At 45.3% G+C, this 25719-nt stretch carries 26 protein-coding genes and 2 pseudogenes; 8 read left to right on the top strand and 20 right to left on the bottom strand.

The features are described from left to right. The first annotated feature begins 18 nt into the window (after nucleotides 1–18). The 6 genes from J9789_RS15460 (at nucleotide 19) to J9789_RS15435 (ending at nucleotide 9178) form a co-directional block, all read left to right on the top strand. Nucleotides 19–3075, top strand: coding sequence for an ATP-binding protein (locus tag J9789_RS15460; RefSeq protein WP_209346580.1), 3057 nt, complete (start codon nucleotides 19–21; stop codon nucleotides 3073–3075). Between the two features lie 133 nt (nucleotides 3076–3208). Continuing rightward, nucleotides 3209–3736 (top strand): DUF5697 family protein, encoded by a 528-nt coding sequence (locus J9789_RS15455; protein ID WP_209346579.1) that lies wholly within the window; start codon nucleotides 3209–3211, stop codon nucleotides 3734–3736. Between the two features lie 3 nt (nucleotides 3737–3739). After that, the gene (locus tag J9789_RS15450) at nucleotides 3740–4402 is read left to right on the top strand and encodes a DUF6100 family protein (protein ID WP_209346578.1); all 663 of its coding nucleotides are present in this window, start codon (nucleotides 3740–3742) and stop codon (nucleotides 4400–4402) included. A gap of 283 nt (nucleotides 4403–4685) precedes the next feature. After that, complete coding sequence (locus J9789_RS15445) at nucleotides 4686–5672, top strand: hypothetical protein (RefSeq protein WP_348633708.1); 987 nt, start codon at nucleotides 4686–4688, stop codon at nucleotides 5670–5672. Nucleotides 5673–5683: 11 nt separating this feature from the next. Then, a complete protein-coding gene (locus J9789_RS15440; protein WP_245185326.1) occupies nucleotides 5684–7591 on the top strand; it encodes a VirD4-like conjugal transfer protein, CD1115 family in 1908 nt (635 codons plus the stop codon). A gap of 27 nt (nucleotides 7592–7618) precedes the next feature. Continuing rightward, entirely contained in the window at nucleotides 7619–9178 is a 1560-nt protein-coding gene (locus J9789_RS15435) for a S1 RNA-binding domain-containing protein (RefSeq protein ID WP_209346575.1), read from the top strand. A gap of 125 nt (nucleotides 9179–9303) precedes the next feature. Here the strand turns inward: J9789_RS15435 and J9789_RS15430 are convergent, their stop codons facing one another. From J9789_RS15430 to J9789_RS15370, 13 genes are all read right to left on the bottom strand, one after another. Beyond that, nucleotides 9304–9501, bottom strand: coding sequence for a hypothetical protein (locus tag J9789_RS15430; RefSeq protein WP_209346574.1), 198 nt, complete (start codon nucleotides 9499–9501; stop codon nucleotides 9304–9306). A 29-nt stretch (nucleotides 9502–9530) separates the two neighbouring features. Beyond that, complete coding sequence (locus tag J9789_RS15425) at nucleotides 9531–10646, bottom strand: hypothetical protein (RefSeq protein ID WP_209346573.1); 1116 nt, start codon at nucleotides 10644–10646, stop codon at nucleotides 9531–9533. 270 nt (nucleotides 10647–10916) lie between these two features. Next, complete coding sequence (locus J9789_RS15420; RefSeq protein ID WP_209346572.1) at nucleotides 10917–11123, bottom strand: hypothetical protein; 207 nt, start codon at nucleotides 11121–11123, stop codon at nucleotides 10917–10919. Next, nucleotides 11120–11830, bottom strand: a complete 711-nt coding sequence (locus tag J9789_RS15415) for a hypothetical protein (RefSeq protein WP_209346571.1) — start codon at nucleotides 11828–11830, stop codon at nucleotides 11120–11122. The genes J9789_RS15420 and J9789_RS15415 overlap by 4 nt, the downstream gene beginning before the upstream one ends. Before the next feature lie 259 nt (nucleotides 11831–12089). After that, nucleotides 12090–12530, bottom strand: a complete 441-nt coding sequence (locus J9789_RS15410; RefSeq protein WP_245185325.1) for a cell agglutination protein Mam3 — start codon at nucleotides 12528–12530, stop codon at nucleotides 12090–12092. A 161-nt stretch (nucleotides 12531–12691) separates the two neighbouring features. Beyond that, nucleotides 12692–13606: a DUF4367 domain-containing protein gene (locus J9789_RS17445; RefSeq protein WP_209346570.1), complete on the bottom strand. Its 915-nt coding sequence runs from the start codon at nucleotides 13604–13606 to the stop codon at nucleotides 12692–12694. Between the two features lie 2 nt (nucleotides 13607–13608). After that, nucleotides 13609–14145: a sigma-70 family RNA polymerase sigma factor gene (locus J9789_RS15400; RefSeq protein ID WP_209346569.1), complete on the bottom strand. Its 537-nt coding sequence runs from the start codon at nucleotides 14143–14145 to the stop codon at nucleotides 13609–13611. 157 nt (nucleotides 14146–14302) lie between these two features. Further along, complete coding sequence (locus J9789_RS15395; protein WP_209346568.1) at nucleotides 14303–14458, bottom strand: hypothetical protein; 156 nt, start codon at nucleotides 14456–14458, stop codon at nucleotides 14303–14305. Between the two features lie 88 nt (nucleotides 14459–14546). Further along, nucleotides 14547–15023, bottom strand: a complete 477-nt coding sequence (locus tag J9789_RS15390; protein WP_209346567.1) for a hypothetical protein — start codon at nucleotides 15021–15023, stop codon at nucleotides 14547–14549. 15 nt (nucleotides 15024–15038) lie between these two features. After that, complete coding sequence (locus J9789_RS15385) at nucleotides 15039–16022, bottom strand: hypothetical protein (RefSeq protein ID WP_209346566.1); 984 nt, start codon at nucleotides 16020–16022, stop codon at nucleotides 15039–15041. Nucleotides 16023–16334: 312 nt separating this feature from the next. After that, a complete protein-coding gene (locus J9789_RS15380; RefSeq protein ID WP_209346565.1) occupies nucleotides 16335–16724 on the bottom strand; it encodes a hypothetical protein in 390 nt (129 codons plus the stop codon). Nucleotides 16725–16741: 17 nt separating this feature from the next. Next, nucleotides 16742–17326 (bottom strand): DUF2812 domain-containing protein, encoded by a 585-nt coding sequence (locus tag J9789_RS15375; protein WP_209346564.1) that lies wholly within the window; start codon nucleotides 17324–17326, stop codon nucleotides 16742–16744. 2 nt (nucleotides 17327–17328) lie between these two features. Continuing rightward, nucleotides 17329–17649: a helix-turn-helix transcriptional regulator gene (locus J9789_RS15370; RefSeq protein ID WP_209346563.1), complete on the bottom strand. Its 321-nt coding sequence runs from the start codon at nucleotides 17647–17649 to the stop codon at nucleotides 17329–17331. A gap of 324 nt (nucleotides 17650–17973) precedes the next feature. Here J9789_RS15370 and J9789_RS15365 point away from each other — a divergent pair, with 324 nt between their 5' ends. Continuing rightward, nucleotides 17974–18240 (top strand): Cys-every-fifth RiPP peptide CefA, encoded by a 267-nt coding sequence (locus J9789_RS15365; protein ID WP_209346562.1) that lies wholly within the window; start codon nucleotides 17974–17976, stop codon nucleotides 18238–18240. A 650-nt stretch (nucleotides 18241–18890) separates the two neighbouring features. On the opposite strand, the gene J9789_RS15360 is transcribed toward J9789_RS15365, so the two are convergent. From J9789_RS15360 to J9789_RS15330, 7 genes and pseudogenes are all read right to left on the bottom strand, one after another. Continuing rightward, the gene (locus tag J9789_RS15360) at nucleotides 18891–19550 is read right to left on the bottom strand and encodes a RibD family protein (RefSeq protein ID WP_000802831.1); all 660 of its coding nucleotides are present in this window, start codon (nucleotides 19548–19550) and stop codon (nucleotides 18891–18893) included. A gap of 110 nt (nucleotides 19551–19660) precedes the next feature. Beyond that, nucleotides 19661–20406, bottom strand: a pseudogene (locus J9789_RS17190) (WYL domain-containing protein). Between the two features lie 75 nt (nucleotides 20407–20481). Then, a pseudogene (locus tag J9789_RS17185) lies at nucleotides 20482–20613 on the bottom strand (HTH domain-containing protein); the annotation flags it as partial. Between the two features lie 275 nt (nucleotides 20614–20888). Next, nucleotides 20889–21683, bottom strand: coding sequence for an aminoglycoside O-phosphotransferase APH(3')-IIIa (gene aph(3')-IIIa / locus J9789_RS15345; protein ID WP_001096887.1), 795 nt, complete (start codon nucleotides 21681–21683; stop codon nucleotides 20889–20891). Nucleotides 21684–21775: 92 nt separating this feature from the next. Next, entirely contained in the window at nucleotides 21776–22318 is a 543-nt protein-coding gene (gene sat4 / locus J9789_RS15340; protein ID WP_000627290.1) for a streptothricin N-acetyltransferase Sat4, read from the bottom strand. Then, nucleotides 22315–23223 carry an aminoglycoside nucleotidyltransferase ANT(6)-Ia gene (locus J9789_RS15335; protein WP_001255866.1) on the bottom strand — a complete coding sequence of 303 codons (909 nt, stop codon included), beginning with the start codon at nucleotides 23221–23223 and terminating at the stop codon, nucleotides 22315–22317. The genes sat4 and J9789_RS15335 overlap by 4 nt, the downstream gene beginning before the upstream one ends. Before the next feature lie 32 nt (nucleotides 23224–23255). Next, complete coding sequence (locus tag J9789_RS15330; RefSeq protein ID WP_012775604.1) at nucleotides 23256–23939, bottom strand: class I SAM-dependent methyltransferase; 684 nt, start codon at nucleotides 23937–23939, stop codon at nucleotides 23256–23258. A 248-nt stretch (nucleotides 23940–24187) separates the two neighbouring features. On the opposite strand from J9789_RS15330, the gene J9789_RS15325 reads away from it, so the two are divergent. Further along, nucleotides 24188–25375 carry an IS256 family transposase gene (locus J9789_RS15325; protein ID WP_209346561.1) on the top strand — a complete coding sequence of 396 codons (1188 nt, stop codon included), beginning with the start codon at nucleotides 24188–24190 and terminating at the stop codon, nucleotides 25373–25375. The last annotated feature ends 344 nt before the right edge of the window (nucleotides 25376–25719 follow it).

The raw sequence follows: 25719 nt of genomic DNA, 5'->3' as shown, positions 1-25719 counted from the left end.
TACGGAAATGAGGTATGTATGAGCAACAAAAACGACCATGATATTTATATCATACCGCCGAATTTCATTGAATCAGGCACATTTTTCGGCGGTATGTTCCGTGCGCGGAATGTTATTGAGGCCGGTATCCTGGCTTTTGCCATCGGGGTGCCGGTCTTCATGTTTGTTCCGTTCGGGTTGACGACCCGCATTATCATTTTGTGCCTGACCGCCCTTCCTGCGGCTCTGGTCGCATTGATCGGCATTTCTGGCGAGAGTTTGTCGGAATTTCTGATTATCTTTTTGAAATATCTGCGGAATCGCCGCATCGTCGGCGGCGATGGTCAGCAGCCGAATGAGCAAGCGCCCCCTATGAAACGCCCCGGCAGACATCTCAAGCAAAGGACTCCGAAAGAAAAGGAGTCTCGGCCTCCGAAGCGCAGGCGTTCCGGTGAATCGGATTTTCCAGCTGAGTTTGACGAGGTTCGCAGTTACGAGATTCGTGAGAAGCTCCGGCCCAAGAAAAAGCCGAAGAAAGAACTTTCGTCCAAAAAAGCGAAGAAAAAGCCCAACAAGCGGAAGGAGAAGGTACATCCGCCCAAGCGCCCCGCTCATATCAAAGAGCAGCCGCCCGCCTGCCTGAATCCGGTGGCAGACTATCTTCCCATCGAAAAGATCCAGAACGGCATCATCTACACCAAAGACCACCGGTATGTCAAGGTGGTCGAGGTGGTTCCCATCAACTTTATGCTCCGCAGCGCAAGAGAGCAGCGCAATATCATCTACTCTTTTGTGTCGTATCTGAAAATCTCTCCCGTCAAGCTGCAGATCAAGGTGCTGACCCGTCGCGCGGACATCAACCGTCATTTGGACACAGTACGCAGGGAGATGGCTCAGGAGAAAAATGAGCAGTGCCGTTTGATGCAGGAAGACTATCTGAGCTTTGTGCAGCAGATCGGCGCCCGGGAAGCTGTCACACGGCGCTTTTTCCTGATTTTTGAGTATGAGCCCTGGAACAACACCCGGCGTTCGGAACAGGAAGAGGAAGCTATTCAGTCCCTGCAAAGCGCCGTACATACTGCATCCAATTACCTCCGGCAATGCGGTAATGAAGTGATTATCCCCGAAAACGAGGACGAATTTACGGTTGATGTTCTTTATAATCTCCTCTGCCGAAATGAGAGCGCCATCAAACCGCTGGCACTCCGGGCACAGGAGGTTGTTGCACAGTATGCGGCAAAAGGCCGGGAAAGCGAGATTGACCATATCCCTGCAGCCGAGTTTGCCGCTCCCAAAAGTATTGATTTTACTCATGGGCGCTATCTGTGCATAGACGGGCTGTACTACGCCTATTTGCTGATTCCGTCGGATGGTTATAAGACGCAGGTTCCCGCCGGATGGCTGAGTTTAATCGTCAACGCCGGCGACGGCATCGACATGGACATGTTCCTTTCCAGGCAGCCCAAAGAGCGCATCATCCAGCGGGTAGGCCAGCAGCTCCGCATCAATCGTTCCAAAATCAAGGACGCGAGCGACACCAACACCGATTTTGACGACATCGACGGCGCCATCCGAAGCGGCTATTTTCTGAAGGAAGGTCTTGCCAACAACGAGGACTTCTACTATCTGAATCTGTTGATTACCGTTACTGCCCCTACTGAGGAAGATTTGGAATGGAAGGTCAGCGAGATGAAAAAGCTTCTGCTTTCGCAGGATATGGATGTCCGTTCCTGCCATTTTCGTGAGGAACAGGCATTTCTCTCTGCGCTCCCGCTGGTATCCATGGAGAAAGGACTTTTTGAGCGTGGCAAGCGCAACCTGCTGACTGGCGGCGCCGCAAGCTGCTACCCCTTCACTTCCTTTGAGATGTGTGACGACAACGGCATCCTTTTGGGGGTGAACAAGTACAACAGTTCCCTCATCATCGTGGATATTTTCAATTCCGCGATTTACAAAAATGCCAACATTTCGATTTTAGGTACCAGTGGCGCAGGCAAAACCTTCACAATGCAGCTTATGGCGTTAAGAATGCGGCGTAAAAATATCCCTATTTTCATCGTCGCTCCCTTGAAGGGGCACGAGTTTCACCGCGCCTGTGCAAACGTAGGCGGCGAGTTTATCCAAATCTCCCCGGCAAGCCCTCACTGCATCAATGTTATGGAGATCCGCAAGGTTGATCGGTCTGTCAATGAACTTCTGGACGGCCCCGGAATCCAGCTTTCTGAATTGGCGGCAAAAATCCAGCAGCTGCACATCTTTTTCAGCCTGCTCATTCCCGATATGAGCCATGAAGAGCGTCAGCTTTTGGACGAAGCGTTGATCCGCACTTACAACGCAAAGGGCATCACGCATGATAACGCTTCACTGGATGACCCGGCCAATCCGGGTCAGTACCGGGAAATGCCGGTGCTAGGCGACCTGCATGAGATTCTGAAAGCTGCGCCGGAAACTATCCGCATGGCTCATATTCTCAACCGTCTGGTTCACGGTTCGGCCAGTACATTTAACAAGCAGACCAATGTAAGTCTGGATAACAAATATACCGTGCTGGACATTTCCTCGCTCACCGGCGATCTGCTGACTGTAGGAATGTTTGTGGCGCTTGATTTCGTGTGGGACCGGGCAAAGGCTGACCGCACGGAAGAAAAAACAATCTTCATCGACGAATGCTGGCAGCTCCTTTCCGGTGCAGGCGCCACAGGCACACGGCTGGCCGGCGATTTCCTTTTGGAGATTGCGAAAACGATACGTGGGTATGGAGGCTCGGCGGTCTTCGCGAGCCAAGACCTCAACGATTTCTTCAATCTGGATGAAGGTCGCTTTGGCAAAGGTATCATCAACAACAGCAAGACAAAGATCATTCTTAACCTGGAGGATGATGAAGCGGAACGGGTTCAGGAGACCCTGCATCTGTCCGATGCGGAAACGATGGAGGTCACCCATTTTGAGCGTGGCAATGGCTTGATCTCGACCAACAACAACAATGTCATGGTTGAGTTTAAGGCCAGCCCTCTTGAGAAGGACCTGATTACCACCGACCGGCGTGAACTTCGTGAAATTCTGGAGCGCAAGCGCCGTGAACAGGAGTCTGCATAACCCTTGTTCTCCTACATTTCTTCAAAACACGCCAAATAGACGCTGCGATGACGCCTTTCAGCGACTATTTTTGAAAGGCGCCCCGATGGCGTCTTTTATGCGTCATCTATTTTTACAAACAGGAGGTGAGCTCATGAAGACCAGGGCTGAAATCTATGGAAATGAAGCTGCAACGCTACTGCGGACGGTGACTATGTATCCTGGTCTCAGCCAGCAGCAGCTTCTTTGCTTTCACCCTGGCAAGTCTGAAACAGCGAAAGCCCTGCTTTCCCATCTGGAAAGGCAGGGCCGCATTTTCCAAAGTGATAACGGCGGATATTTTCCTGCCGGCTATTCGCCCAAAGCTGATCAGGCGCTTATCAAGGCGGTGTGGGTCCTTTTGGATTTCATTCAGCAGGCTGATTATCACGCACCTGCGGAGTTTCCTGTCAAACTGGTCTTTTTCGCCGATGGGGAACTGTATGAAGTCGCCTATGTCGCCCATGGACAGGAAGCGTTAGTCTGTCATGCTCTACGGGGCAACAAGGGCGGTAGCCGTCGCATCATCTTGGTCGATTCTCCGACACAGATTGCCAAAATCGACTGTCCCGACATATCCGGTTTTTGCACCGTATCCCAAGATGGACAAACCCAGTATTTCAAGAAAGCAGGAGGCACATGATTTTTGGATCGAAAACTGATTTCCCGCAGAATAGGGAGCATTCTCGACGATATATCCCGTTTGAGTAATGCGCTGTATGCGATGGACACAACAGACATCCAACGCTATCCCGACAATTACGAAATTCTCTCTACGGATGCTGCGCTTCGGGCGGAACGGATCGCCTGCCGGCTGCGGCATTTGATATATTCCAGCACCTCCATCCAGAAGGGCGAGTATCTCCAATCCGCCAGCGTGGCGCAGGGCATCTCGATAGCCTATGAAAACGGGGTCCTGGAAGTGACCCTTCCCGGGCTTCTCCCGAAGCGCCGGCAACGGCAAAGTTCCGAGTTCCTGTTAGACCCGCTCTATTTCGCTCTGGAGCAGTACGCAAAGGAACAGCCTCTCCCCCATTACCGGAATTGTGTTGTCTGCTTTGCCCAAGTTTACGATCAAACACTTCCCACCAGGCGGGTGCGTGATTATGACAATCTGGAGGAAAAGCAGTTGCTGGATCTGTTGTCCACCTTTGTGATGGCCGATGATACCGGTTTGCTATGCGATGCCTATAATACCACAGAGCTGGGAGAGCAGGACTGCACCAAGATCTTTGTCATGGAAAAACAGCGGTTTCCCCAATGGCTTGCAGAGCGCAAAGAGAGCTTGAAAACCATCTCGGATTTTTGAGCCTTTTGGCCCTTATTTTTCCCGACATACCTTGATGGCACAAAAAAGCCCGGATTTTCAACGCTTCCAGACTTGCGCCACTGCAGAATTTTACCGAAGTTCTCAGTCATCACGGTAAAAAAACAATTCACAAGGGAGGTGATCACTTGGGAAAAGCAGCCGGACATTTCCACAGCCGGACACGCTCCCGTTCCGGCTTCTGGCGTTGACAGCCATCTCAGGAGAGTTCCCCACCAGCCAGCTCAACCGTCTCCCAGCCAGTCCTTACTATTTGGAGTCGGTTGTGACCGATCTGAAAAAGAGCGGGCTTCTCCGCACCTATTACCGTGACAAACTCCGCGGCTATCGTTTAGGCGTTCGCGCAAAAAACAGGCTGCTGGACAACTGGCCTGAGCGTTTTGCTCCCTATCTGACAGGCGATACCGACACCAATCGGCTGAAAAGCGAGATTGGGCGTCGGCTTCGTCTTCACCGTCTGGCAGAAACCTATGTCACGATGGACAATGCTGGGGTGGGACTTTTCCAAGATGAAAAACCGAAGGTTTTTGCCCCGCAGGGCTATTCCGATGGGGCCGTGGAGTATCCCTCATTTTACAGTTCCCGTGAAGTCAAGGAGATGGGGGTGGATACCACGCAGATCCGCAGTTCTCGCTTCACTGGTGTGCTCCTTACCTCCAGCGGCATCTATATTACTTACAACAGCAGCGCAGCTCTGATGAAATGGCGCTACAAGTCCGAGATGCGGGTAAAGGCTCTGATGTGGAGCGTTCTGTGTCAGCAGCGCCTCACCGGGCAATACAATGCAGACGCTGTGCAGGGAGTCGTTCTGGGGGAAAGCATGGAACTCGCTTACCAGATGCTGACCAGCACTGGCGGCGCCAAACATGACTCTTTCATGCTGGACGGAAGCTACGACCATTTTTTCTTTTTTACCAACGACCATCAGGGAGAAGTGCTGCTGGCCTTGCTGTGCGATTGTGCTAAGACAGCGCAGCTCAATGACATCTTGAAGCAGGGCCTTACAACCGGGGCTGCGAGTCGGGCCATCGAACACGATGCCTTTGAAGCGGATGGAACGCCTGTTTTGTTTTGCTACTTCTTCGATTTGCCCAGGATTGCGCGCTTCAACAGCGCCCTCGATCTTATGGACAGTTCCGGAATAATCATTTGCTTTGATTTTCAGGCAGATGTACTGCGGCGCTACTGCGGCAGCAGGGTGCGCTTTCAAACCATTGACTTCATCAAATTCGAGAGGAGGTTCTTCCCATAAACAAAAAGAAAATGATTGCCTGCCTGATGGCTGCTCCTTTGGCCATCCTCGCCATTCTCTATTCTGGCGGCTTTCTGGGGCAGATATTGGGCAATTACGCAGCTTGGAAACAGGGCGGCGGCGTTCCCGGAGACGGCACATCTCCGGTGGCGGCGTCGCCCGACTTTTTTACCTGCCTGACCTCAGTGCTGCACCCTCCCTATGGGGTATACGGTGTCCTGATCTGCATCGGCCTGCTGGCTATCCTGCTCCTGATGGTGATGAAGATGGGCTACAGCGATACGGGCGAATATGATACTGACCGAAATTTCATCTATTCGGCCAAGGGAACCTATGGCACCTCTGGTTGGTTGAGCCGCAAGGAGATGGCGGGTGTGCTCGATTTGGTGCCCGACCTTCGCAAGCATAAAGGTGTTGTGCTGGGAATGTTAGATGGGAAAGCGGTCTGCATCCCTGAAAATCCCAAAATCAACGGCAATCTGGCCGTATACGGCTCCAGCGGCAGCATGAAGACCCGCTCCTTCTGTATGAACCGCATCCTTCAGGCGGTGATTCGCGGAGAATCCCTGATCATTTCTGACCCCAAAAGCGAGCTCTACGAAAAATCCAGCGAGTACCTGCGCAATCAAGGCTACTGTGTCAAGGTGTTCAATCTGGTACTCCCGGAAAACTCGGACAGCTGGAACTGCCTTTCCGAAGTGGAAGGGCAGGAACTGATGGCCCAACTCTTTGTGGATGTCATCATCAAGAACACCAACAGTACCGGCAAGGGCGACCACTTCTGGGACAGCTGCGAAATGAATCTGCTGAAAGCCCTTGTCCTTTATGTGGATCAGAGTTATGCGGCGGAGAACCGCAATATCGGTGAGGTGTACCGTTTGCTGACGCTAAACGGAGAATCCGATCTGGACAATCTGTTCGATGTTCTGCCTCCCACTCATCCTGCCAAAGCTCCGTACAGTCTGTTCAAGCAGGCCAGCGATACCGTGCGCAGCGGTGTCATCATCGGTCTGGGTTCCCGCCTGCAGGTATTCCAGTCAGAACTGATCAAGAAAATTACCACCCGGGACGAAATCGATCTGGAGCTTCCCGGCCAAGAGCGGTGTGCCTACTTCCTTGTTACCAGCGACCAGGACAGTACCTTTGATTTTCTGGCAAGTCTGTTTCTCTCTTTCTGCTTTATCAAGCTGGTTCGGTATGCGGACAAAAACTGTGAGGGCGGCAAACTTCCAATTCCTGTCCACATTTTAGGGGAAGAGCTTACCGCCTGCGGCACCATCCCTGATCTCTCGCGGCGACTCAGTGTGATTCGCTCTCGCAACATTTCCATGAGCTGCGTGTTCCAAAATCTCGCGGGCCTTCAGAACCGCTACCCTCTCAATCTCTGGCAGGAAATCCTGGGCAACTGCGACGCGCAACTATTTCTGGGCTGCACGGATGGCCTCACAGCTGAGTTTATCTCCGAGCGCACCGGTCTGGCCTCAGTGTCGGTATCCAGCAAATCCAAGCAGCTGGGCACCTGGCGCATTTCCAACTACACACCGGAATTCCGTGAAACTTCTGGCGTTGGCAAGCGGCCTGTCCTCACCCCGGATGAAGTACTTCGATTGCCCATCACGCAGGCTCTGGTCATCATCCGCGGTCAGAAGGTACTTAAAGTTGACAAGATGGACTATTCCAAGCACCCGGAGGCGCCTAAGCTCCATTCTTGCAAAGCCTCTTCCCACATTCCTGAATGGCGGCAGATGGAGCAGGAACAGCCAGCTGCCCCTGTTGCTCCTCCCCCGCCGCCCGCCGCACCGAAAAAGCCGACACGAAAAAAGCCCAAGCCTTCCGCTCCTGCTGCTGATGTGAAAAAACCTGGAGCCAAACCCCCGGAGGGCATTGTTTCAACCGACAAGGATTCGATCCTTTCGTAATACACCAAATTAAGGAGGTTTACTTATATGGCAACCAAGAAAAAGGAACTTCTGGAACAGGAGGCCCCTGTTCCTGAGACCACCGCATTGGAGGATTCCCCCGCTCCCTCCGAGGATACGACTGCTCCTGATACTGCCCCGGTTGACGGCGAGGACCTGAACTCTCTGTTGGCCGCTATGGATCAGCCCGACAGCGCGCCCCCTTCCGATGATACCACCGGTGATTTGCCGGAGCTTACGGAAGCCGAAATGTTCGGCGATGATGCTGTGAGCAGCGACGAGGACGCCGCCGAGGCTCCTTCTGACGAGAACACAGACTTCGAGCAGGACGATGAGGCAACGGCTGACGGCGACGGAGAGCTCCCCGCAGAGGAAGACAGAGTAGGTGACGATACCGCTGCTTCTGAGCCGACTCCCCAGGCCGTCGAAGAACCGCCTGCCGCAAAGCCCAAGCGCACTTCCCGCAAGAAGAAGGTATCGGATACCGCTGCTGAGGCGGAGGCCCCTGTTCCGCAGGCAGACGCTGAGCCGCTCCCGATGGATGAGGCCCCGGCCGAGGATACTACTGCGGAGGGTGAATCCGTTTTGGAAGATGATCCCGCTCCGGTGGATGAGCAGGCACCCGAAGCCACCACTCCCCGGGCGCCCGCTCGCCGGTGGAATGTGCAGACGCGCCGCGAGCCCTCTATCCTGACCATCCGCAGCCGTGAGGATGTCGAGACGGCGGAAGACCGTGAGGATGTCATCTGGCATGAGATCCACAACGCCTACCGCACCCGCCGTATTCTGACGGGCCAGCTGGGCGGCATCGAGCAGCTGGACAACCGTAAGACGGTGGCCGTGGTGGACTACAAGGGTTTCCGCATCATCATTCCCATCAAGGAAATGATGATCAACCTGGGCCGTAGCCCTTCTGGCCAGGACTACGCCGACCTGATGCTGCGCCAGAACAAGATCCTGGGCAACATGCTGGGCGCCGACATCGACTTTGTGGTGCGGGGCATTGACTCCAAGACCCGCAGCGTGGTCGCCAGCCGCCGGGAGGCGATGATGCGTAAACGCCAGATCTTCTACTTCGATTTGGATGCTGACGGCATGTACCGTGTCTACGAAGGCCGCATTGTGCAGGCCCGTGTGATCGCCGTGGCTGAGAAAGTCATCCGCGTGGAAGTGTTCGGCGTCGAGTGCTCCATCCTGGCCCGGGATCTGGCCTGGGACTGGATCGGCGACGCCCATGAGCGTTTTGCTGTGGGCGATGAGGTGCTGGTCCGCATCCTCAGCGTGCGGCGCGAGAGTCCGGAAGACCTGAGCATCCGGGCTGACATCAAGAGCACTTCGGAAAACACCGACCGGGACAACCTGCAGAAGTGCCGCATCCAGGGCAAGTACGCCGGCAAGGTCACCGATGTCCACAAGGGCGTCGTCTATGTCAGACTTTCCAACGGCGTCAATGCGGTGGCCCACTCCTGCTATGACTACCGGATGCCCGGGAAAAAGGATGATGTGTCCTTTGCCGTCACCCGCCTGGACATGGAGCGTGGCGTAGCCGTGGGCATCATCACGCGGATCATCCGGCAGAACCTGTAATAACATAGTATTAAGCCCCCGCTCCAGCGGCACTCTCTTGTGCCTTGCTGAAGCGGGGGCTTTTATTGTTTGCTGCTACTCTGAACAGCGAAGCAGACATTTAATAGCGTAAAGGTATGAACTGCTTATCTGTCTTTTTTGCGCGACTGGATTTTCGAAACAGCGATATCGATTGCTTTATTAGCAACAATCACTATAAAGGCGATGATATATAAACTTATCACCTCGCGCCAGCTTGTCAGCCATCCAATCTTATAAAATGCAGCACATATTAAACCAAGGATGGCAAGCGTAATAATTACATTTCGTATGAACTTTCTCATTGTTGCATCCCCTTACGCCGCAAAATTGGTTAACGCCACAGAGGTTTCGGATTGGCAGGAAGCGAAAATGTACCTCTATAATATTTTTGGCCATACATTGTAGTACCATTCCAGCGTTCATATGTATTCATGGTAACCGGTATCATTCCACCGCTTCCTGTGCTGGTATATGTTGTAACGCTATATACAATCAAGCCTTTGGTACACATACCTGTACTTGCATCTCGGGCTGCGGCTTTAGCAATAGAATCAAGTTCTACAGAGGTTAATGAGGGGATTTGGGGAACAACCGCAGATCCAACAGCCAAAATATCAAGAATCCATTTTGCCACATCAGCATTGACACCATAATACTTCATAATCCACTCAATAGCTTTAGTGGTAGTAAGATTGATAACTGCGTCACGAACTTTTCGAATACTGTCGGTCGAGACCACATTATAATACCCTGTAGCCTGCGTTGGAGTCAAGTAGGTGATTTGGTCAATATTAAAGAACGCGCCGTCTGGGTCTACATCCATTTTTGACCATCTCCACTCGCCGCCGTTCGAAGAAGTCTTAGAATCACGGTTACCAACAAAATAGAATCTAAAACTTCCACTTGAAGAAGACGTGCCGCCTTTTACTTTAACATAATAGGTTGTATTATTGTTCAAATCCACCTTGATTTGGAAGTTATTGTTACTCCCACCGGTACCTGTTTTGGTCACTAAGCTCAGGCCAAGCAATCCACTCTTATACAACTCGCCATAAGTGTTTGTTGAGCCAGTCGTATAAATATTGTACGCACCACCAGATGTTGTTTTGAAGGTGAACCATTTTTCGCCATTGGCGGTGAGTGTTTGAGTTGAGCCTTTCCCCTCCGTTACTGTAATGGAAGAGGAAGGTTTAGCGACTTTCGATGGAGCCGATGCAGGGGGAATTGTTTCACTGTTATTCGCGGAAGAAGCAAAGACAACTTCTTCAGGGAGTAATTGTAGTCCTTTGGCTTGTGCGAAGATTTCTGCTTGTTTATAAATCTCTTGTGCAGTTGCTAAATTCTCACCTTCATCCTGATATTCCGCTTCAGCATCTGCTGCCATTGCAGATATGCACAAAGAACATACCATGATCAAAGCAAGGAAAAAGGCTAAAAACTTTTTCATATACATACCTCTTAATTTTTACTCTTAGGCAAAAACATAAAAATCTGTAATTTTAAAGCATTGATATGTTACTTAGGCGCTAGCGCTAAAATTGCGATACTTAAAACAATAAAAATCAATACGATTCCGCCTATTACTTTAATGGGCCTCATACAATTTCCATTTCTTTTCGATGACTTTACCGGTACTATTCCAGTCCAGTTTAGGGAAACATAGAATGTCCGCAGTGTAACACCTATCAACGTATGTTCCGTTAAGGATGGCCTTAGTCTACTTGTTACGGAATTTGTCTGCAGTCTGTCTACCCAAAATTGCCAAAGCGATCAGTGCTCCGGCACAAATAATAGCGAAAGGAATAGTCTTATAAAAAAAGGCCTCTGGAACATAGTTTGCAGCCCAACACCCGACAATCAAGATAAAGGATATGCTTGCAATAAAAATAAAGAAAATCGGCAAAATCGCCATCAATTTGTTCATGCCTTGCTATCCTCCGAATACGACTTCACAGCAGGTTCGTATCCATAACAATTTTTGTGTGTAGTTTCTTTAATCACTCCATCCCAATTGGAACGCAATGTTTCAATGATAGTTAAGTTATGTTTATGATAACCGAGCTTATAATAAAAAGTTCTGGTATTATTGGAGCTATCATCATCCGGACCGCTGAGGGTGATGGTGATAGTCTTTTTGTAACTTCCGGTCAGACTAAGTGAAAATTCACCCTTGAGTGCTTTGTTTACTGTCGGTTGGCAACCTGCAGGAATACTGATTCCCGCTTTTGGAGAAATCGAAACCGCCTTTTCAACCGACTTTTGGTAAGTTTCACCGCGGGCAATACTCTTTACAAAATAAGGTTTTGACATGAATACCCAAGACTGCTCGATACCATTGTCGATGACCTTCCACTCTTTCCATTCACGATAGTCTCTGGTCATAATTGCAGATTTGTTTTCTTGGCGACGGAGAACACCCAATAAAGTATGGGTTGTTCCGTCATATGCGTAGGAGACGGGCTCAGCATACTGAATGTACTCATAAACCAGGCCATCATCTCCAACAAAGGTGGTAACGGTAGCGTTTTGCGGAATATCGCTGGGAGAATCGTTATTATCTGCAGCAAAAGCAGAAACAGATAAACTCATGGCCAGAATCAAAGCCAACATAAAAGCTCCAAATTTTTTCACATCTATTCCTCCTTGTAACGAAAATAAAATATCTCATTGTGTCATAGTGCTAAAAGGAGGCGAAAAAACAGCGGCATCAGCAGTACAAGAATGACTCCGCCCCCAAAGCAGGCAACGACAATATATAGCTTCTCTCTATCTTCTTTTTTCACAAATTAAAGCATCCCATCCTTTCCAAAATACGTATCGGCCAAACTGTCATGATAGATATCTTACACCATTGGGATCACACCTTCCATAAATTTGAAATGTTCCGTCTCTATGAAAGATCCACTTCTGTAGAAGTAGCCGAAATATCATCTGCGCCTGTAGTAACCGCAACTCTTGCACGATATCTGGCTTTATCCTTTACAGTGTAAGTTTTTGTGACATTGACCGTCCCACTTTCGCTAATCGGCCAAGACTTTACTTCCTTCCATCCTGATCCATCATACTGCTCCAAATATAGAGTTCCCTTCGTTTTTTCTTTACTTTGTTTGGGCTTGATTAAGAGCGACACAGAAATATTCTTTCCTGAGTTTTTGATAGATGGAACAACAAGCGTCGTACTCGTCCAGCGAGAATCAATAGTGGCATTTTGAGCACTTTGATCGAGGGGCTGTGGAACAGCTCCCATGGCCGATGCCGGGAAAGTCAATGCACTCATAAGCGTAATCGCCGTTAGTGCTAGTACAACCGTTTTTTTCTTACTTCTATTCAAAAGAAACCCTCCTCTTTGGCTATTTACCCATATAACGTACAGAGAAGCAAAAAGGGACAATCTTTTTCCGTCAAAAACTTTTTTCTGTATAAGAAAACTCCCTGTGCGTTTATGAGTCTTTACTCATATAACGCACAGGGAGACAAAAGGGGACATCTATTTCATTTTATATTTTCAGCAACCCTGATTAGTTCACTCTTGTCAATGGTTCCATAGACCGAGAAATAGTAGCCGTTTTTTTCAAATATAACGTAATTATTTCCGTCTTTCTTGAAGTAGTATCCAGAAACACCTTCTATTTGTACGGTTTCCAATAGGCTTCCTTCTGTATCAACATAAACTTTGGTATCCGACAGACTAATCAAAACATTCAAAAACTCGTCGTCACCACGCTCATATTCATATAAAATCAAGCTAGGTTGCTCAATCGTATCAAGCAATTCGAACTTATCAGGAAGATATTGTGGTGAAAAATCTTGTAACTCTTGGATCTGCAACCCATCACTACTCTTTAATTCAAAGATGGTATACTTTTCAAAAGTTTCAATAAACCAAGAAACAACACGTTCTCTAAATTCAGCATTTGCAACTAAAGCCGTAGAAAAAGTTACAGCAGCAATAACGGCAGCTACTGCAATCTTTCGCAGCACTCGTTTTTTGATGCTTTTTTTCAGAATTAAAGGTGGAGTAGCTTCATAAAGTTCATGATCCAAATACTTTTTCATTGCCATTACACTGGCATCTTTGAAATTGGATTCTGAGATCATCTCTTTATTATCAATTCCTATAATATAAGACAACCATTTCTTATAGTATAAAAGGAGTGCTTTTCCATCCTTTATGTGGTAGAACAGTTCCGCCTCTTCTGGTGTAAAATGAAAGCAATATTTGCAGAACAGTATCAATATCCCCTCTCTAGGAAGGAGCAATATCTTTTCGCTTAGAATTTGCAGCTGTTCACGACTTAAATTCACTTCATTATGTTGCATGCTATCTACTTCTACAGCCTGGGAACATTCCTTTTCAAACTCAAGATTTGCTGCAATTTTCAACAAGTCATTAAAACTATCATTCACTGTTATTCCCCCCTTTCAAACAGTCTTTTTAGCTTTTTTACAACTCGCTGTCCTCGCTTTTTGGCCGATTCCTCTGAAATCCCAAGCATCGCACCTATCTCGGCATAATTCATATTCTGTACGTATCTCATATGAATAAGATACCGTTCTTCGTCAGCAAGTAAATGGACCAATTCTACTAATCTTTGTATATTTTGCTTTTGGATGAATGCATCTTCAAAATTATCTGATGACTTTTCAGCAAAAGCATCTATCGAGTCCACATAAACATGTTTTTTTGATTGGCGCAAAATATCAATTGATGCATTTTTCACTATTGTAACGCAAAAGGCAGTCATTTGGGGACAGGGCAATTCTGATATTCTTTCAATATTGTCCATTATTTTCAAATATGCTGTCGCCACTGCATCATTTGCCAAAGGCTCAGTTTTCACTATTTTGCAGGAAATATTTATAAATTTGACATGGTGTGTTTGAAATATCTGTTCAACCAAGTTTCTCTGTTCCTCGGTCAAAACGCCCAAAAAGATACATAGCATTCTCTCCCCTCCTGATCAAATAAGCTCTTCTGAAATTCTGTTATGATTATATCATGGGCTTATTCTCACTGTACAGATTTGTTCATCAAGTTTTAGTATTTGCTTGGATCTGATTTACGCCCGGTGGCTAATGCCCTCCTTAGAAACCTGCCAAAACCTAAATACCGAATCCACCGCGCAAAAAAGGATTTACCACATGAATGCAATCCAACTCATCACTCTTTTTTCTGCCGTCACCCATTTGTATGAATTCAACATTGCTGCGGGTATCATCATGCGGATCACCCGCAGAATTTGTAATCGCATAATACAAAGCCCCCGCTCCAGCGGCACTCGATTGTGCACATGCTGGAGCGGGGGCTTTTTTATTGTTTTCTGTTACTCCGAGAGGCAGCTCCTACTCATAGATAAATTCGTTCATTCTCCTCTTCAGGAATATCTTCCCATTTTCCGCATCCCTGTAGTTTCTTTCCTAATTCTTCGTCATACACATAACATATATTTTCATGCGATACACTTCCAAGAACCAATTTTCCTTCTTTAAAAAAACATAGATCCTCCGGAACTCTCCAAATAACCCCATCATTAAACATGCAATTATATGATGTTAACAAGATTTTTTGGGATTCAGGTGTAGCCCGAAAAAGATAAGTTTCTATCTTTTGTTCATCTGGAACTCGATAGCAAAACCATCTATCTGTATGACGCGTTTCAATATGATACGGCAAAAGGCGTTGCATTAAGTCCGTAGACTCTTTTTCCTCTTTTGGTGTTATCCACCCATTTTTCGTCAATGAAAAAAGATCCGCAAACTTAAAGCAAATAGAAATCAGTTGTTCATATTCTTTTCCAGACAAATTTGCAGTTAATGACAACATACGACCACCAGACTCTCACGCCACATACCAACAATGAGCATTCATGTAGCTACGCCCATGATAATGCCACCAATATTTCGATCCACTGCCATGAATCTCGGGTCCCTTTGCTCCACCTAAACTTTCGCACAAGTTCCTTGCAAGATTTGATGTCACTGTAAAAATTCCTGCACTGCTGCTATTTATCTTCATAATTGCCAAAGCTACTTTTCTTGAAATATCAACAGGTGCTACCCATACATAGCTACCACTTAGCACTGCTGGATAATACTGATGCCCATTATTTTTCATATCAGCCACAGCAACATCTGCTTTTGTCGTACAGTTATATTTGTCATTATTTACCGTAATAGTCTTTCCCGACACCGTGACCGTATAAATGCCAACCAGTCCCTGTAAATAGTAGAAAGCCTCCATAACAGTAGAACCAAACGCATTAACGAAAATATCTACAATATCATTCCACTTACTACTAATCGCATCCCAGTTAGCTACGATGATAACTCCAAGGCCAAGTCCAATTACTATATCTACAACATTCCCAACAGGCATTGCTAAAGCAGCAGCCAGTGCCATAAAGCCATTGTAAACAACTTCTGGCAGGTTCAATGCTTGTAATTGTCCTGCTATACTTGCTGCATTATAGAGGACCACTTCATCATTCACAATAGCGCTTCTGCTTGAAGCACTTGGCTCAAAACGATAGTTTGGATCAACATATCTTTGATGGAACTCAACAAGAGAATAGTCTCCGCTTATAGCAAGCGATTCGATTAGATAAATGTATACTTCCTGCTGCTCCGGTGTTAGGTAATCAAATGTTTTATTTGCTACATCCCTAACCTCAGCTTCACTCATTCCTTCCCCAGTCTGTATGCCCAACTCGTCTGTTAACACGACCGTTGTAACGTCTTCTGGCTCAATAGATGCCGCAAATGCTTGGCTCGATAGAGAAAACATCATAATTGCCGAGAGGATCAAAGCTATAAATCTTTTCATTTGTCTTACCTCCTTTTTTGCAGTCGCATCGACAGATATTCTCAAACATATTGCTATAACTGTTTTTATAACTTGGGCCATATGTTCCTTAAAAAAGCTGGCTCATTAAATATTAGCACAATGGAATCCTCCCCTTTCCATTAAAATCTAATGTATCCTTTGCCGTTACCCACCTGAACATGGAGCGGGGGGTGCTTTAGGTATCATCGAGTGGATCATCCGGCAGGACCTGTCAAGTGTCGCCACCGGAAACAAAAAATCAAAAGCATAATAATATTGGCAGCATGTATATTTTTCAAGCCGGTTGGCACACTATTCGCTTGCAACGGAAAAACTACCTCTATGCTTATCCGCAGTAATTCTTACTTTAACAGATCCAGATACATCAACATTAAACTCTGATGTTTCTATATCATCCTCTTCGAAAACAGTATTGCCTTCACTATCGGTCATCGTGATTGAAATATTTCCAGACTCAGTTACGACCTCCACATGTATAGCATCCTGATCGGAGTTTGTATGGATTGTCTTAGTCATAGATCCATCAAGGCAAATATATTTGCCGGACCAACTATCCAACCACTCATGGCCCGTATAACCAATTCTTGTTGCTAATCTTGTTGTATTGAAGCCCAACGCATACGCAACAACAATAAACAGCACCAAACCGCACAGGCCTACCACTGTTGCTTTTCTTCTCATTTTACTGCTCACTCCCTCTATTCCCTTGTTATTGCGTCTTTCTCAAGTTTAGAAATTTCAACCTGGTAAAGAATAACAGGAATCAGAGAAGCAACTGCGAGAATTGCAAGAATGATAGATTTCATTAGAAAGCCGCATACCAAGAAGATCAGTCCGAAAGATAGCCAGGGATTTCTCAGTTGCTTTATATATTGAGCACGATCTTCATTTGTAGTATGTAATTCGAAAGGCTTCCCATCCTTCACCTTCTCTACGATTAACAATTCCTTATTGAAGGTGGTGGAATTTGTTGCAATTCGTCCACCTTTTTCTGCCCAAGGGCGAACCCTAACTTTACCGATAGAGTAATTCAAATTAATATTCTTATAAAAGACATGGTATCCAATATCTTCAAGGAACTTCTTATACTCCTCTGCACCTTGCTGAGATTTTTCGCCAATGAATTCCAGGCAGTACTCATACTTATTAGGTTCACACGATTCAAACTCGTAAAGCAGTTTTCCCGTGCGAACCAAACGGAATCCTTCCGAAGCCATTTTATTTAACCAATTTGTTTGAGTCCGCAATAATCCCCCAAAAAAACGGTAGCATCTTTTACTCATAACTATTTCCTCCTAATAATCTCACCGGCAATTCTGGTCAATTCCTGAAGGCGCAACAACTCTTTCTCTGCAACATTCTTGCCGAGTTCAGTTATCTTATATTCTTTTTTTCTCCCTTCGCCATCCCCAAAAGGTTCAATCCACTTCTTTTCAGATAGAGAATTCAGTGCACCATACAATGTGCCAGCACCTAGTAACAATCGTCCATTTGTTCTATCTTCTATAAATTGCATAATTGCGTATCCATGTTTTGGCTCGTATAATGCCAAAAGAATATAGAAAGTCACCTCAGTCAGTGCTCCGCCTTTAGCATTATCTCTCAAGCTATCGCCTCCATATTATTACGGTTACTGTAATATAAATATATCAGATGCAGATGTCAGTGTCAAGCATTCAACATACTCCAATTCAATTTTTGAGTTTTGAAAATGGTATAATTATATGTAACCTATTGATTTTTTACCATGTTTTTTGTATACTTCTATAAAAGGATATATCGCTAACCGTTATATCGCTTAGCGTAATATTCCTTTATAGTTACAGAGGATTTGCTGTAATACAGTGGCTGGAAATAATATGTATAGCTGCTTTCTGTATGTTCATCAGATTCTCTGTAATGAGAATCATTTTGAGTAGGAGTGAAAAGAATGAGTGCTGAATATATCGGAAATGGATACGGTAACGCTACTCCTCTCGGCTGTGCTGCTGATGCAGGCTGTATTGCCGATGTAGGGTGTGCCGCTAATGCCTGTGTTGCCGTGGCCTGCGCCGCCAATGTATGTGGTGTCGATGGTTGTGGTGCCGCTGGTTGCGCGGTTAACGCCTGCCCCCTGAACGGCTGCGTTGCTGACGCATGTGTCCTGAACTTTACCCCGCTGCCTGGTCCTCTGAACGAGGGAGACACCCCCGCTTAATAGAGGGCATTCCTCAGCTTGGCACATCTCACTGCAAAATAATTTATCAGCCTAGAATCGGTCTACTCCATTGGTTTCGATCTAAAAGCAGCTATACATATTTCCTAAGAGCTTATGCCTTGAGTGGGCAAAAAAGATGTCGCACCCCACTGGTATCCCCTTGGCGGAAGCCCATATTTCTGAAACAGTCGCCTGGATAGGCTATTTTTCATTGATTTGGTGCCTGCTTTTGCGTTACAATCCAAGTAATTGTAAGCAATAAAGCCTTCAAAAGCATGTTGTCCTCTTGAAGGCTTTATTCGGTACAACTTTAAAATTGGTTTACTTATCTTTATCTTCCTCTCTAAGATACTTAACTAGCCCCGGATAATTGCTTATCCTTACAGTTCGGATCAATTAGAATTAGCCGAAAACGGCGGCGAAGAAACGAACCACCGAGAAGCACCGCCGCATTGCCGAGCTTGATACCCTCATTGAACGACTGTATGCGGACCGGAAAAGGCGCGGTTGACCGCCTTGCCCTCAAAGGCTTAGGGGCATATCAACTATATATTGGGGCCGAGTGCCGTTACTTTAACACCGCCGCTAGCCATGAGCTTATGCTTCCTTTAGGACACTGTCCCAACAGACACTTTTTAAAGTATGCTGCACTAATCCTTATTTTTCACAGCATAGCGCAATGACAGACAGCCATGTTCTGCATTCTCTGTTCCCTGCAATTCCAAATTAACTTTTTCAGATAACAGAAGGTTATCAAATAGTTGTTTTTCTTTATTACCTACAAAACATGGTGATATCACAAGACTGATTTCATCAATAAGTCCGTTTTCTAATAATTTGTTGGTTAATCCACCGCCACTGTCTGTCCGCATGTATTTACACCCATATTGCTCATGCAGGATCTGAAAGGCTTTTTCATAGTCCACATGATCATTTCCTGACACAATATATGGGTAATGCCTTTCCTCCAAATAATTCAAATATTCCTTCGGAGTGGCAGTTGATACCAGAATGACAATTTCCTTCAGATATCCAAGATTTCTTAAGCAATGAAGACTTCTCAAGATACCTCTGCTGTCAGGTATGACTCCTATTGGTCTGGGGTCCTCCGGGCTTGTTATGATTTTCTCAAAATCAGCCTCTGTTTCAGCAGGATATTTTTCAAATGCAGTAAAAACAGTATTGGACCCAAACAGCACCGCATCCGAATGAATTCCCCCGGCAACCTGGTAGTAAACTTCCGGATTATCAAAGCCTTTAATGCGGCCATCAAGGCTAATTTGTGTGTGCATAATTATCTTTGGTTTCATATTTTTCAATCCTCCTTTTTGATAGTAGAATATCATAATACACTGACAGCTGTATGTCAGCAGGGGATATGAAACCTTACAAAAAATACATAACAGACCAATCGCTTTCTCTAAATCAAGTTTAGGCAGTGATTCGTAATTTGTGCCAGGTGTTTACGGGTTATGCATTTTAATTCATCAGGTTGGACTATTTCAATGCCTGATCCATATTCAATCAGCTGCTTGCTCAATATCTCAAAGGAATCTGTCTGGAATTCGATTTCCATTTTACTTCCCAAATCGGTTTCTTCAAGGAAGCCGAGAGAATACCTGTTCTTGATAGAATTGTATGTCTCCCCTTTTTCAGCTCTAAGAATTACATTATATAGTTTTTTATATGAAAGCATTTGTTTTAATATTTGTTCCAAAGAGCCATCATGGCTTTGACAGAGCTCTTCTTCTATGCAAATGCTTTTAATCCGATCCACACGAAAATTCCTATATTCATTTCTTAGCCTGCAAAACCGATTAAGTACCAGTTCTGTTCATAAAACCCCAGTGATATAGGCTCTATCATTCTGCTTTCCGGTTCTTGCCCTCCTGATGCAGGATATTGAATTGATATTACCCTTTTATTGCAGATTGCAGTCTGAATTGCTGCAATAACGTTATCCGCCAATGTATTTTTCTGTCCAGATGTGCTGTACACGTTAATACTGTTCTCCAACTCCTGTGCATAGTTTTTTTCACCATGCTTCAAAATAGATTTGATTTTATACATAGCTGAATCAAAATCCTTTATAAATGATTCATCTCCATGGCAATTTAAAAATTTCCCTGCTGTAATCAATGCACCCACTTCCGCCGCTGTAAACATTACCGGCGGAAGTAGGAAGCCCTCTACAAGAAAATATCCTTTTCCGGCCTCAGATCCAATTGGTATTCCGGCTTCTTCAAGTGTCCGGATATCTCTGTAAACTGTCCTTAAGCTTATATTAAATCGCTGTGCAATTTCTTTGGCAGGAATTATTTTTTTTGATTGCAGCTGAATAAGAATAGAGGTTACTCTGTTAATCCTGTTCAAATTTTATTCCTCCTCTGTGACTTCCATAAAAAGTATATCCTATGCGTTCTTAAGCTAGCTGCTGTTAGTGCTTCTCATTGCACCCTGGTTATAAAAGCCATACTCACAAACCTCTTCACCAAAACTCTTTACATCTCTAATATAGAACTCTATCTAGCGAACTTTTAGAAAAGATATAAAACATCAGAGTATGGACAGTTGCGGATGTACTTCAGAAAAGATTAGATGTCTAAAAAGCTTGTAGTTAAAGCTTTTTAGACATCTAAATCTAGGTACTAAAACAATTCATCCAGTAAAATATAATATTTTATTTTCTCCCAATCAGGCTTGATCCCCAGTAAGTCAAAAAATAGCTCGACATACTGTTCTTCCCCGATATCCTCCCTGATCGACCGGACGCAGAAGGCAATGTCATACCACTTGTCCGCCCTGCCGCTTCTCCCAAGATCAATAAAGCCACTTACTTTGCCATCTTTCACAAAGATGTTGCTGTCTCCCAGGTCGCCGTGGGAAAAGACAAGTTCCTCTTCGGGCTTTTCCGTCTTTAAAAAATCATACAGCTCGCGCGGATCTTTAAATGGAGTGTCTTCTTCCCAGTTTTCGCAATCCACATCGGCCAGATCGTTATTCAGTAAGTAATCCAATTCGGCTAAGCGGCTGTCTAAGCTATTCGTATAGGGACAATCCGATATGTCGATGGAGTGAAAGAGCCTGATGCACTCCGCATACAGCTCGATAATCTTTTCAGGGCTTTGTTCATCTTCATACTCTTCCGAGCAAAGGACGCCATCGGCCTCACTCATGAGCAGATTGCTCCAGCCATCATGCCGTTCAAAGTGCAGGACCTTTGGAACAGGCAGCTTTCCTTCCAGCCATAGCATCATGTCCTTTTCCCGTTCCACATCATAGGTGGTCCCTTTATACCGGCTGTCCGTCATTTTTAAATATAGGTTTTCATTTTCTCCCACCAGCTTATATACCTTAGCAGGAGACATTCCTTCCGTATCTTTTACGCAGCGGTATTTTTCGATCAGTTTTTTCAATTCCGGTGATATTCTCATTTTAGCCATTTATTATTTCCTTCCTCTTTTCTACAGTATTTAAAGATACCCCAAGAAGCTAATTATAACAAGACGAACTCCAATTCACTGTTCCTTGCATTCTAAAACCTTAAATACCAGAAAACAGCTTTTTCAAAGTTGTTTTCAAAGTTGGCGTATAACATAGTATCGACGGAGCCGATTTTGAAACCACAATTATGATAGAATTTACAAGCTATAAGGTTATTGTCCTGGGTTTCAAGCATTAGTCCATGCAAGTTTTTATGCTTTGCCCATTCTATAGATATATTGATAAGCGCGCTGCCTATGCCTTGCCCCCTGAAATCCTTACATACGGCGATATCTTCTATATAAGCGTACCGGTTCCAATTTTTTCGCAGTTTAACTTTTCCGACGCATTTATCGTCTTGGTAGTAAAGATATATTATCTTATCAGTATTGTCAATATATTCAAGGCAATCTGCCTCCTCATCCTCTTCATCCTCTTCGTCTTGGTAGCTTTTTAAATATGGCGCTTCATAGAGTAATTCTGTAAAGGTCCAATTCTCGTTTTCATACCTCGGTATAATCTTACCTATCACCTCAAATGGTTCGCTGGGTTTATCGATATCTTTCAGGTGCCCTGCTTTCATTTCTGTAATCACTGTTCCCGCCTCTCTTCTATATCAGCGGCATATGTGCTATCCAGGCAGCCGGTTTTACCAGTGTATTTTTTATACATGTCCCTGGTATATTTTGTTATATTCCTATCATACTCCGGATAGGCATAATGAAGCCTTTCCGCCACCTCACCGGATACCGCCCTGAACAATTGATGGCATAGAAATAATGCTTCCCATATGTTTTCATAGGAATCCATCCGGTAGGTGGACAAAAGTTTCTCCCACAAATCCTCGGATATATACCTTTCAATAAACTTATAGTTCTTGCCTACACTTAATTTAAAGCCTGTTTCGATGCCGACCTTCCATGATATCATTCTCAGCAGCTCATGGCGAACAATCTGATTAAAATGATCAATAGCAAATAAAATTTCCTTACGGCACAATCCTTTAATAACATAAGGTGTTACATTCCAAAATTCATTGCAGCAATCATCATACTCCCTTGCGCTTGGCTTTCTTACATGATAATCTATATCAGTCGGAACTATGTCCCTTTTAATTCTACAATCTTTATCAATTAGAACCTTTATTAATTTATCGCCCTTTAGGTAATTATCTAACTCTTCCAAGGGCAATAAGGTAAGATCAATTTTATTGTAATCATCAAATAGCATAAGATAGGAAAATCCCTTTTCTTCAGGTGGGAATAATTCCATATCCTCCGGCTTTTGCATCATTATTATATTCCCAAATTGATTAAGCCAGTCATCATTAGATATAAACGGTTCTATATCACTTACAAAATATGTAATATCATAATCCTGAAATTCATCTTTAGGTATATTAATATTTGCGCGTGACCCCTCAAGGGTCACAATTCGAATACGTTCATCCTGTTCTGCTAAAGAAAGTACTAAATCCATCATTTCTTTTTCTGATCTCATTTACATACTCCTCGTTTATTTTTTCTATATTATTACATCTTCTTTTTTGCCGATACAATCAGCATCATTGGGCGTCGCATTTCATCCGCCATCCCCGGAATATCCATCATGTTCTCTGGCGGCTGTGGCTCCACAATCTGATTTATTATAAAACTATTTGAAAGCAGTGTATTTAGATATGTGGTCAGTGTTCTATGATATTTTGTAACCTTTTCTTCCAAAAACATAGCTGTCCGTTTGCCCTCATAATAATAATTGTCCACCGGGAAATGCAGTATTTCTCCTTTTTCGTTATAATACCAGTCTTGTGTTCCATGAGCAGTAAAAACAGGATGTTCAACTGTAAAAACTAAATTGCCACCAGCCTTCAGCATCCTATATATCTTTTTTATTAAATTCTCATAGTCTGCTACATAATGAAACGCAAGCGAACTTAGTATTACATCAAAGCTCTCCTCTGGGAAATCCACATCTTCTATGGCACAGCATTCATATTCAATCTGTGGAAAATGGGTTTTTCCTTTTGCTACTTCGAGCATTTTATGAGAAATATCAACACCTACTACAGAGGAAGCACCGTTTTCCATCGCATATATACAGTGCCATCCATAGCCGCATCCTAAATCAAGCACACGCTTACCCTTAAAATCAGGTAGCATCTTTTTCAAAGTCTCCCATTCTCCCGCACCAGCCAGTCCTTTCTGCGAGCGACTCATTTGACTGTATTTTTGAAAAAATATATTATCATCATATCCCTTGAATAAATCTTTAACAAGAAAAACTTCGCCATCATTTAGATTTTCAGTTTCTCTAATAGCTTCTTCCAATAGCTCATTTACATCAATCATGTTGTCCGATAGCGTATAATCGAGTTCGCAAAATTAAATAAGAAATAGACAAGCCATTAGGGCTCCTGTAAAATGAAAGTTGTCCAGACAATCACAATACAAAGGAGAAAAACCTAATGGCTCAAAAGAATCATACCACAAATCTGACCGAATTGCTACTGCAATGCGTGGCACAGCCGGATCCCATGCTGAGTATGCTGGAATGGCTGTGCAGCCAGCTCATGGAAGCTGAAGTAAGCCAGCAGCTGGGAGCGGAGAAAAGCGAGCGTGCCGAAAGCCGCAGCGGATATCGCTGTGGCTACCGGCCTCGCAGACTGGATACCCGGATGGGGACCATGTATCTCATGGTGCCGAAGGTACGGCATGGGGGCTACATTCCGTTCTTTGTTACGGAACGCAAACGCAGTGAGGCGGCACTGATTGAGGTGGTGCAGGAGGCATTTGTACAGGGCGTATCCACTCGTAAGATGGAAAAACTGGCCAAGAGCCTTGGGATTGAAAGCCTGTCCCGCAGCCAGGTCAGTGAGATGACAAAAGGCTTGAACGACCAGGTAAATGCTTTCCGTAGCCGCTCTCTTTCCCAAAGCAGTTATCCCATTTTGTGGGTGGATGCTCTGTACGAAAAAGTTCGTATGGACGGCAGAATTGTAAGTATGGCAATACTGGTGGTCTGTGGTGTAGATGAACACGGACAGCGAGACATTCTGGCAATAGAACCCATGTTGGAAGAGTCGGAAGAATCCTATCTTCAACTTTTCCGAGGATTGCAGGAACGAGGACTTTGTACACCTAGATTGGTGGTTTCAGATGCACACGCCGGACTTGTTGCAGCGATCCGCAAAGGCTTCCCGGGAGCAAGTTGGCAACGGTGTAAGGTACATTTCATGCGAAATATTCTGGCACATATTCCTCACAAGGACAAAGATATCTTTGCTCAGAGCCTCAAAACCATCTGGCTGGCCCCCACCCAGGAACAGGCTCGCAAACTGGCTGAGGAAATCTGCCGGCAGTACGAGCGCCGGTTTCCCAAAGCTGTTCGTTGCCTGCAGGATGGATTAGAGGATTCACTGGCGTTTTATGCCTTCCCGCAGTTGGACGCAAGAAAGATTTCTTCCACCAATGTGCTAGAACGGCTGAATCGGGAGATTCGCCGCCGTACTGGTGTCGTAGGGATATTCCCCAGTGCAGATGCCTACACCAGACTGGTCACCACATATCTTATGGAATATGCAGAAGATTGGTCTGCCTCCAGGGCATACCTCAGTGAACAATCTGTTCAGGCGCTGTTGCGACCGGCAGCTTAACTTCTTATTTTACAGGAACCCTTTTTGCGAACAATACTTGACGCAGGCTGTTGTCCACTCCTTATTAATAATAATATCAACAACATTGTTGATATTATTATACGTATATTCACAGTCAAAGTCAATCCGTAAATAAGAAAAGCCACCAATCAAGGAAGTAACACCTCTCATTTGGTCGCCATTTCTGATATCCTATATCTCAATATCTATTTCAACACCTGATTTAAATTCAACCGAAAATTGCAAGTGCAAGTTGGACACCTGCACAGTAGAAATTAGTTAATCAGAGCGTCGGGCATGATGGGAGCCTTTGGCTTCCATCGTGGACGATGCTGCCGCAGCCG

The organism is Flavonifractor sp. AGMB03687, from assembly GCF_017811815.1.
Classification (GTDB): Bacteria; Bacillota; Clostridia; order Oscillospirales; family Oscillospiraceae; genus Flavonifractor.
Note: the sequence above shows the minus strand (reverse complement) of the source record. Positions and strands in the feature narration are given on the sequence as shown.

Excerpts from the sequence above, each read along its gene's own strand:
- J9789_RS15460 (WP_209346580.1), top strand. The coding sequence starts at position 19 with ATGAGCAACAAAAACGACCATGATATTTATATCATACCGCCGAATTTC.
- J9789_RS15455 (WP_209346579.1), top strand. The coding sequence starts at position 3,209 with ATGAAGACCAGGGCTGAAATCTATGGAAATGAAGCTGCAACGCTACTG.
- J9789_RS15440 (WP_245185326.1), top strand. The coding sequence starts at position 5,684 with ATGATTGCCTGCCTGATGGCTGCTCCTTTGGCCATCCTCGCCATTCTC.
- J9789_RS15435 (WP_209346575.1), top strand. The coding sequence starts at position 7,619 with ATGGCAACCAAGAAAAAGGAACTTCTGGAACAGGAGGCCCCTGTTCCT.
- J9789_RS15430 (WP_209346574.1), bottom strand. The coding sequence starts at position 9,501 with ATGAGAAAGTTCATACGAAATGTAATTATTACGCTTGCCATCCTTGGT.
- J9789_RS15425 (WP_209346573.1), bottom strand. The coding sequence starts at position 10,646 with ATGAAAAAGTTTTTAGCCTTTTTCCTTGCTTTGATCATGGTATGTTCT.
- J9789_RS15420 (WP_209346572.1), bottom strand. The coding sequence starts at position 11,123 with ATGAACAAATTGATGGCGATTTTGCCGATTTTCTTTATTTTTATTGCA.
- J9789_RS15400 (WP_209346569.1), bottom strand. The coding sequence starts at position 14,145 with ATGCTATGTATCTTTTTGGGCGTTTTGACCGAGGAACAGAGAAACTTG.
- J9789_RS15390 (WP_209346567.1), bottom strand. The coding sequence starts at position 15,023 with ATGTTGTCATTAACTGCAAATTTGTCTGGAAAAGAATATGAACAACTG.
- J9789_RS15385 (WP_209346566.1), bottom strand. The coding sequence starts at position 16,022 with ATGAAAAGATTTATAGCTTTGATCCTCTCGGCAATTATGATGTTTTCT.
- J9789_RS15380 (WP_209346565.1), bottom strand. The coding sequence starts at position 16,724 with ATGAGAAGAAAAGCAACAGTGGTAGGCCTGTGCGGTTTGGTGCTGTTT.
- J9789_RS15375 (WP_209346564.1), bottom strand. The coding sequence starts at position 17,326 with ATGAGTAAAAGATGCTACCGTTTTTTTGGGGGATTATTGCGGACTCAA.
- J9789_RS15365 (WP_209346562.1), top strand. The coding sequence starts at position 17,974 with ATGAGTGCTGAATATATCGGAAATGGATACGGTAACGCTACTCCTCTC.
- J9789_RS15360 (WP_000802831.1), bottom strand. The coding sequence starts at position 19,550 with ATGAAACCAAAGATAATTATGCACACACAAATTAGCCTTGATGGCCGC.
- J9789_RS15335 (WP_001255866.1), bottom strand. The coding sequence starts at position 23,223 with ATGAGATCAGAAAAAGAAATGATGGATTTAGTACTTTCTTTAGCAGAA.
- J9789_RS15330 (WP_012775604.1), bottom strand. The coding sequence starts at position 23,939 with ATGAGTCGCTCGCAGAAAGGACTGGCTGGTGCGGGAGAATGGGAGACT.
- J9789_RS15325 (WP_209346561.1), top strand. The coding sequence starts at position 24,188 with ATGGCTCAAAAGAATCATACCACAAATCTGACCGAATTGCTACTGCAA.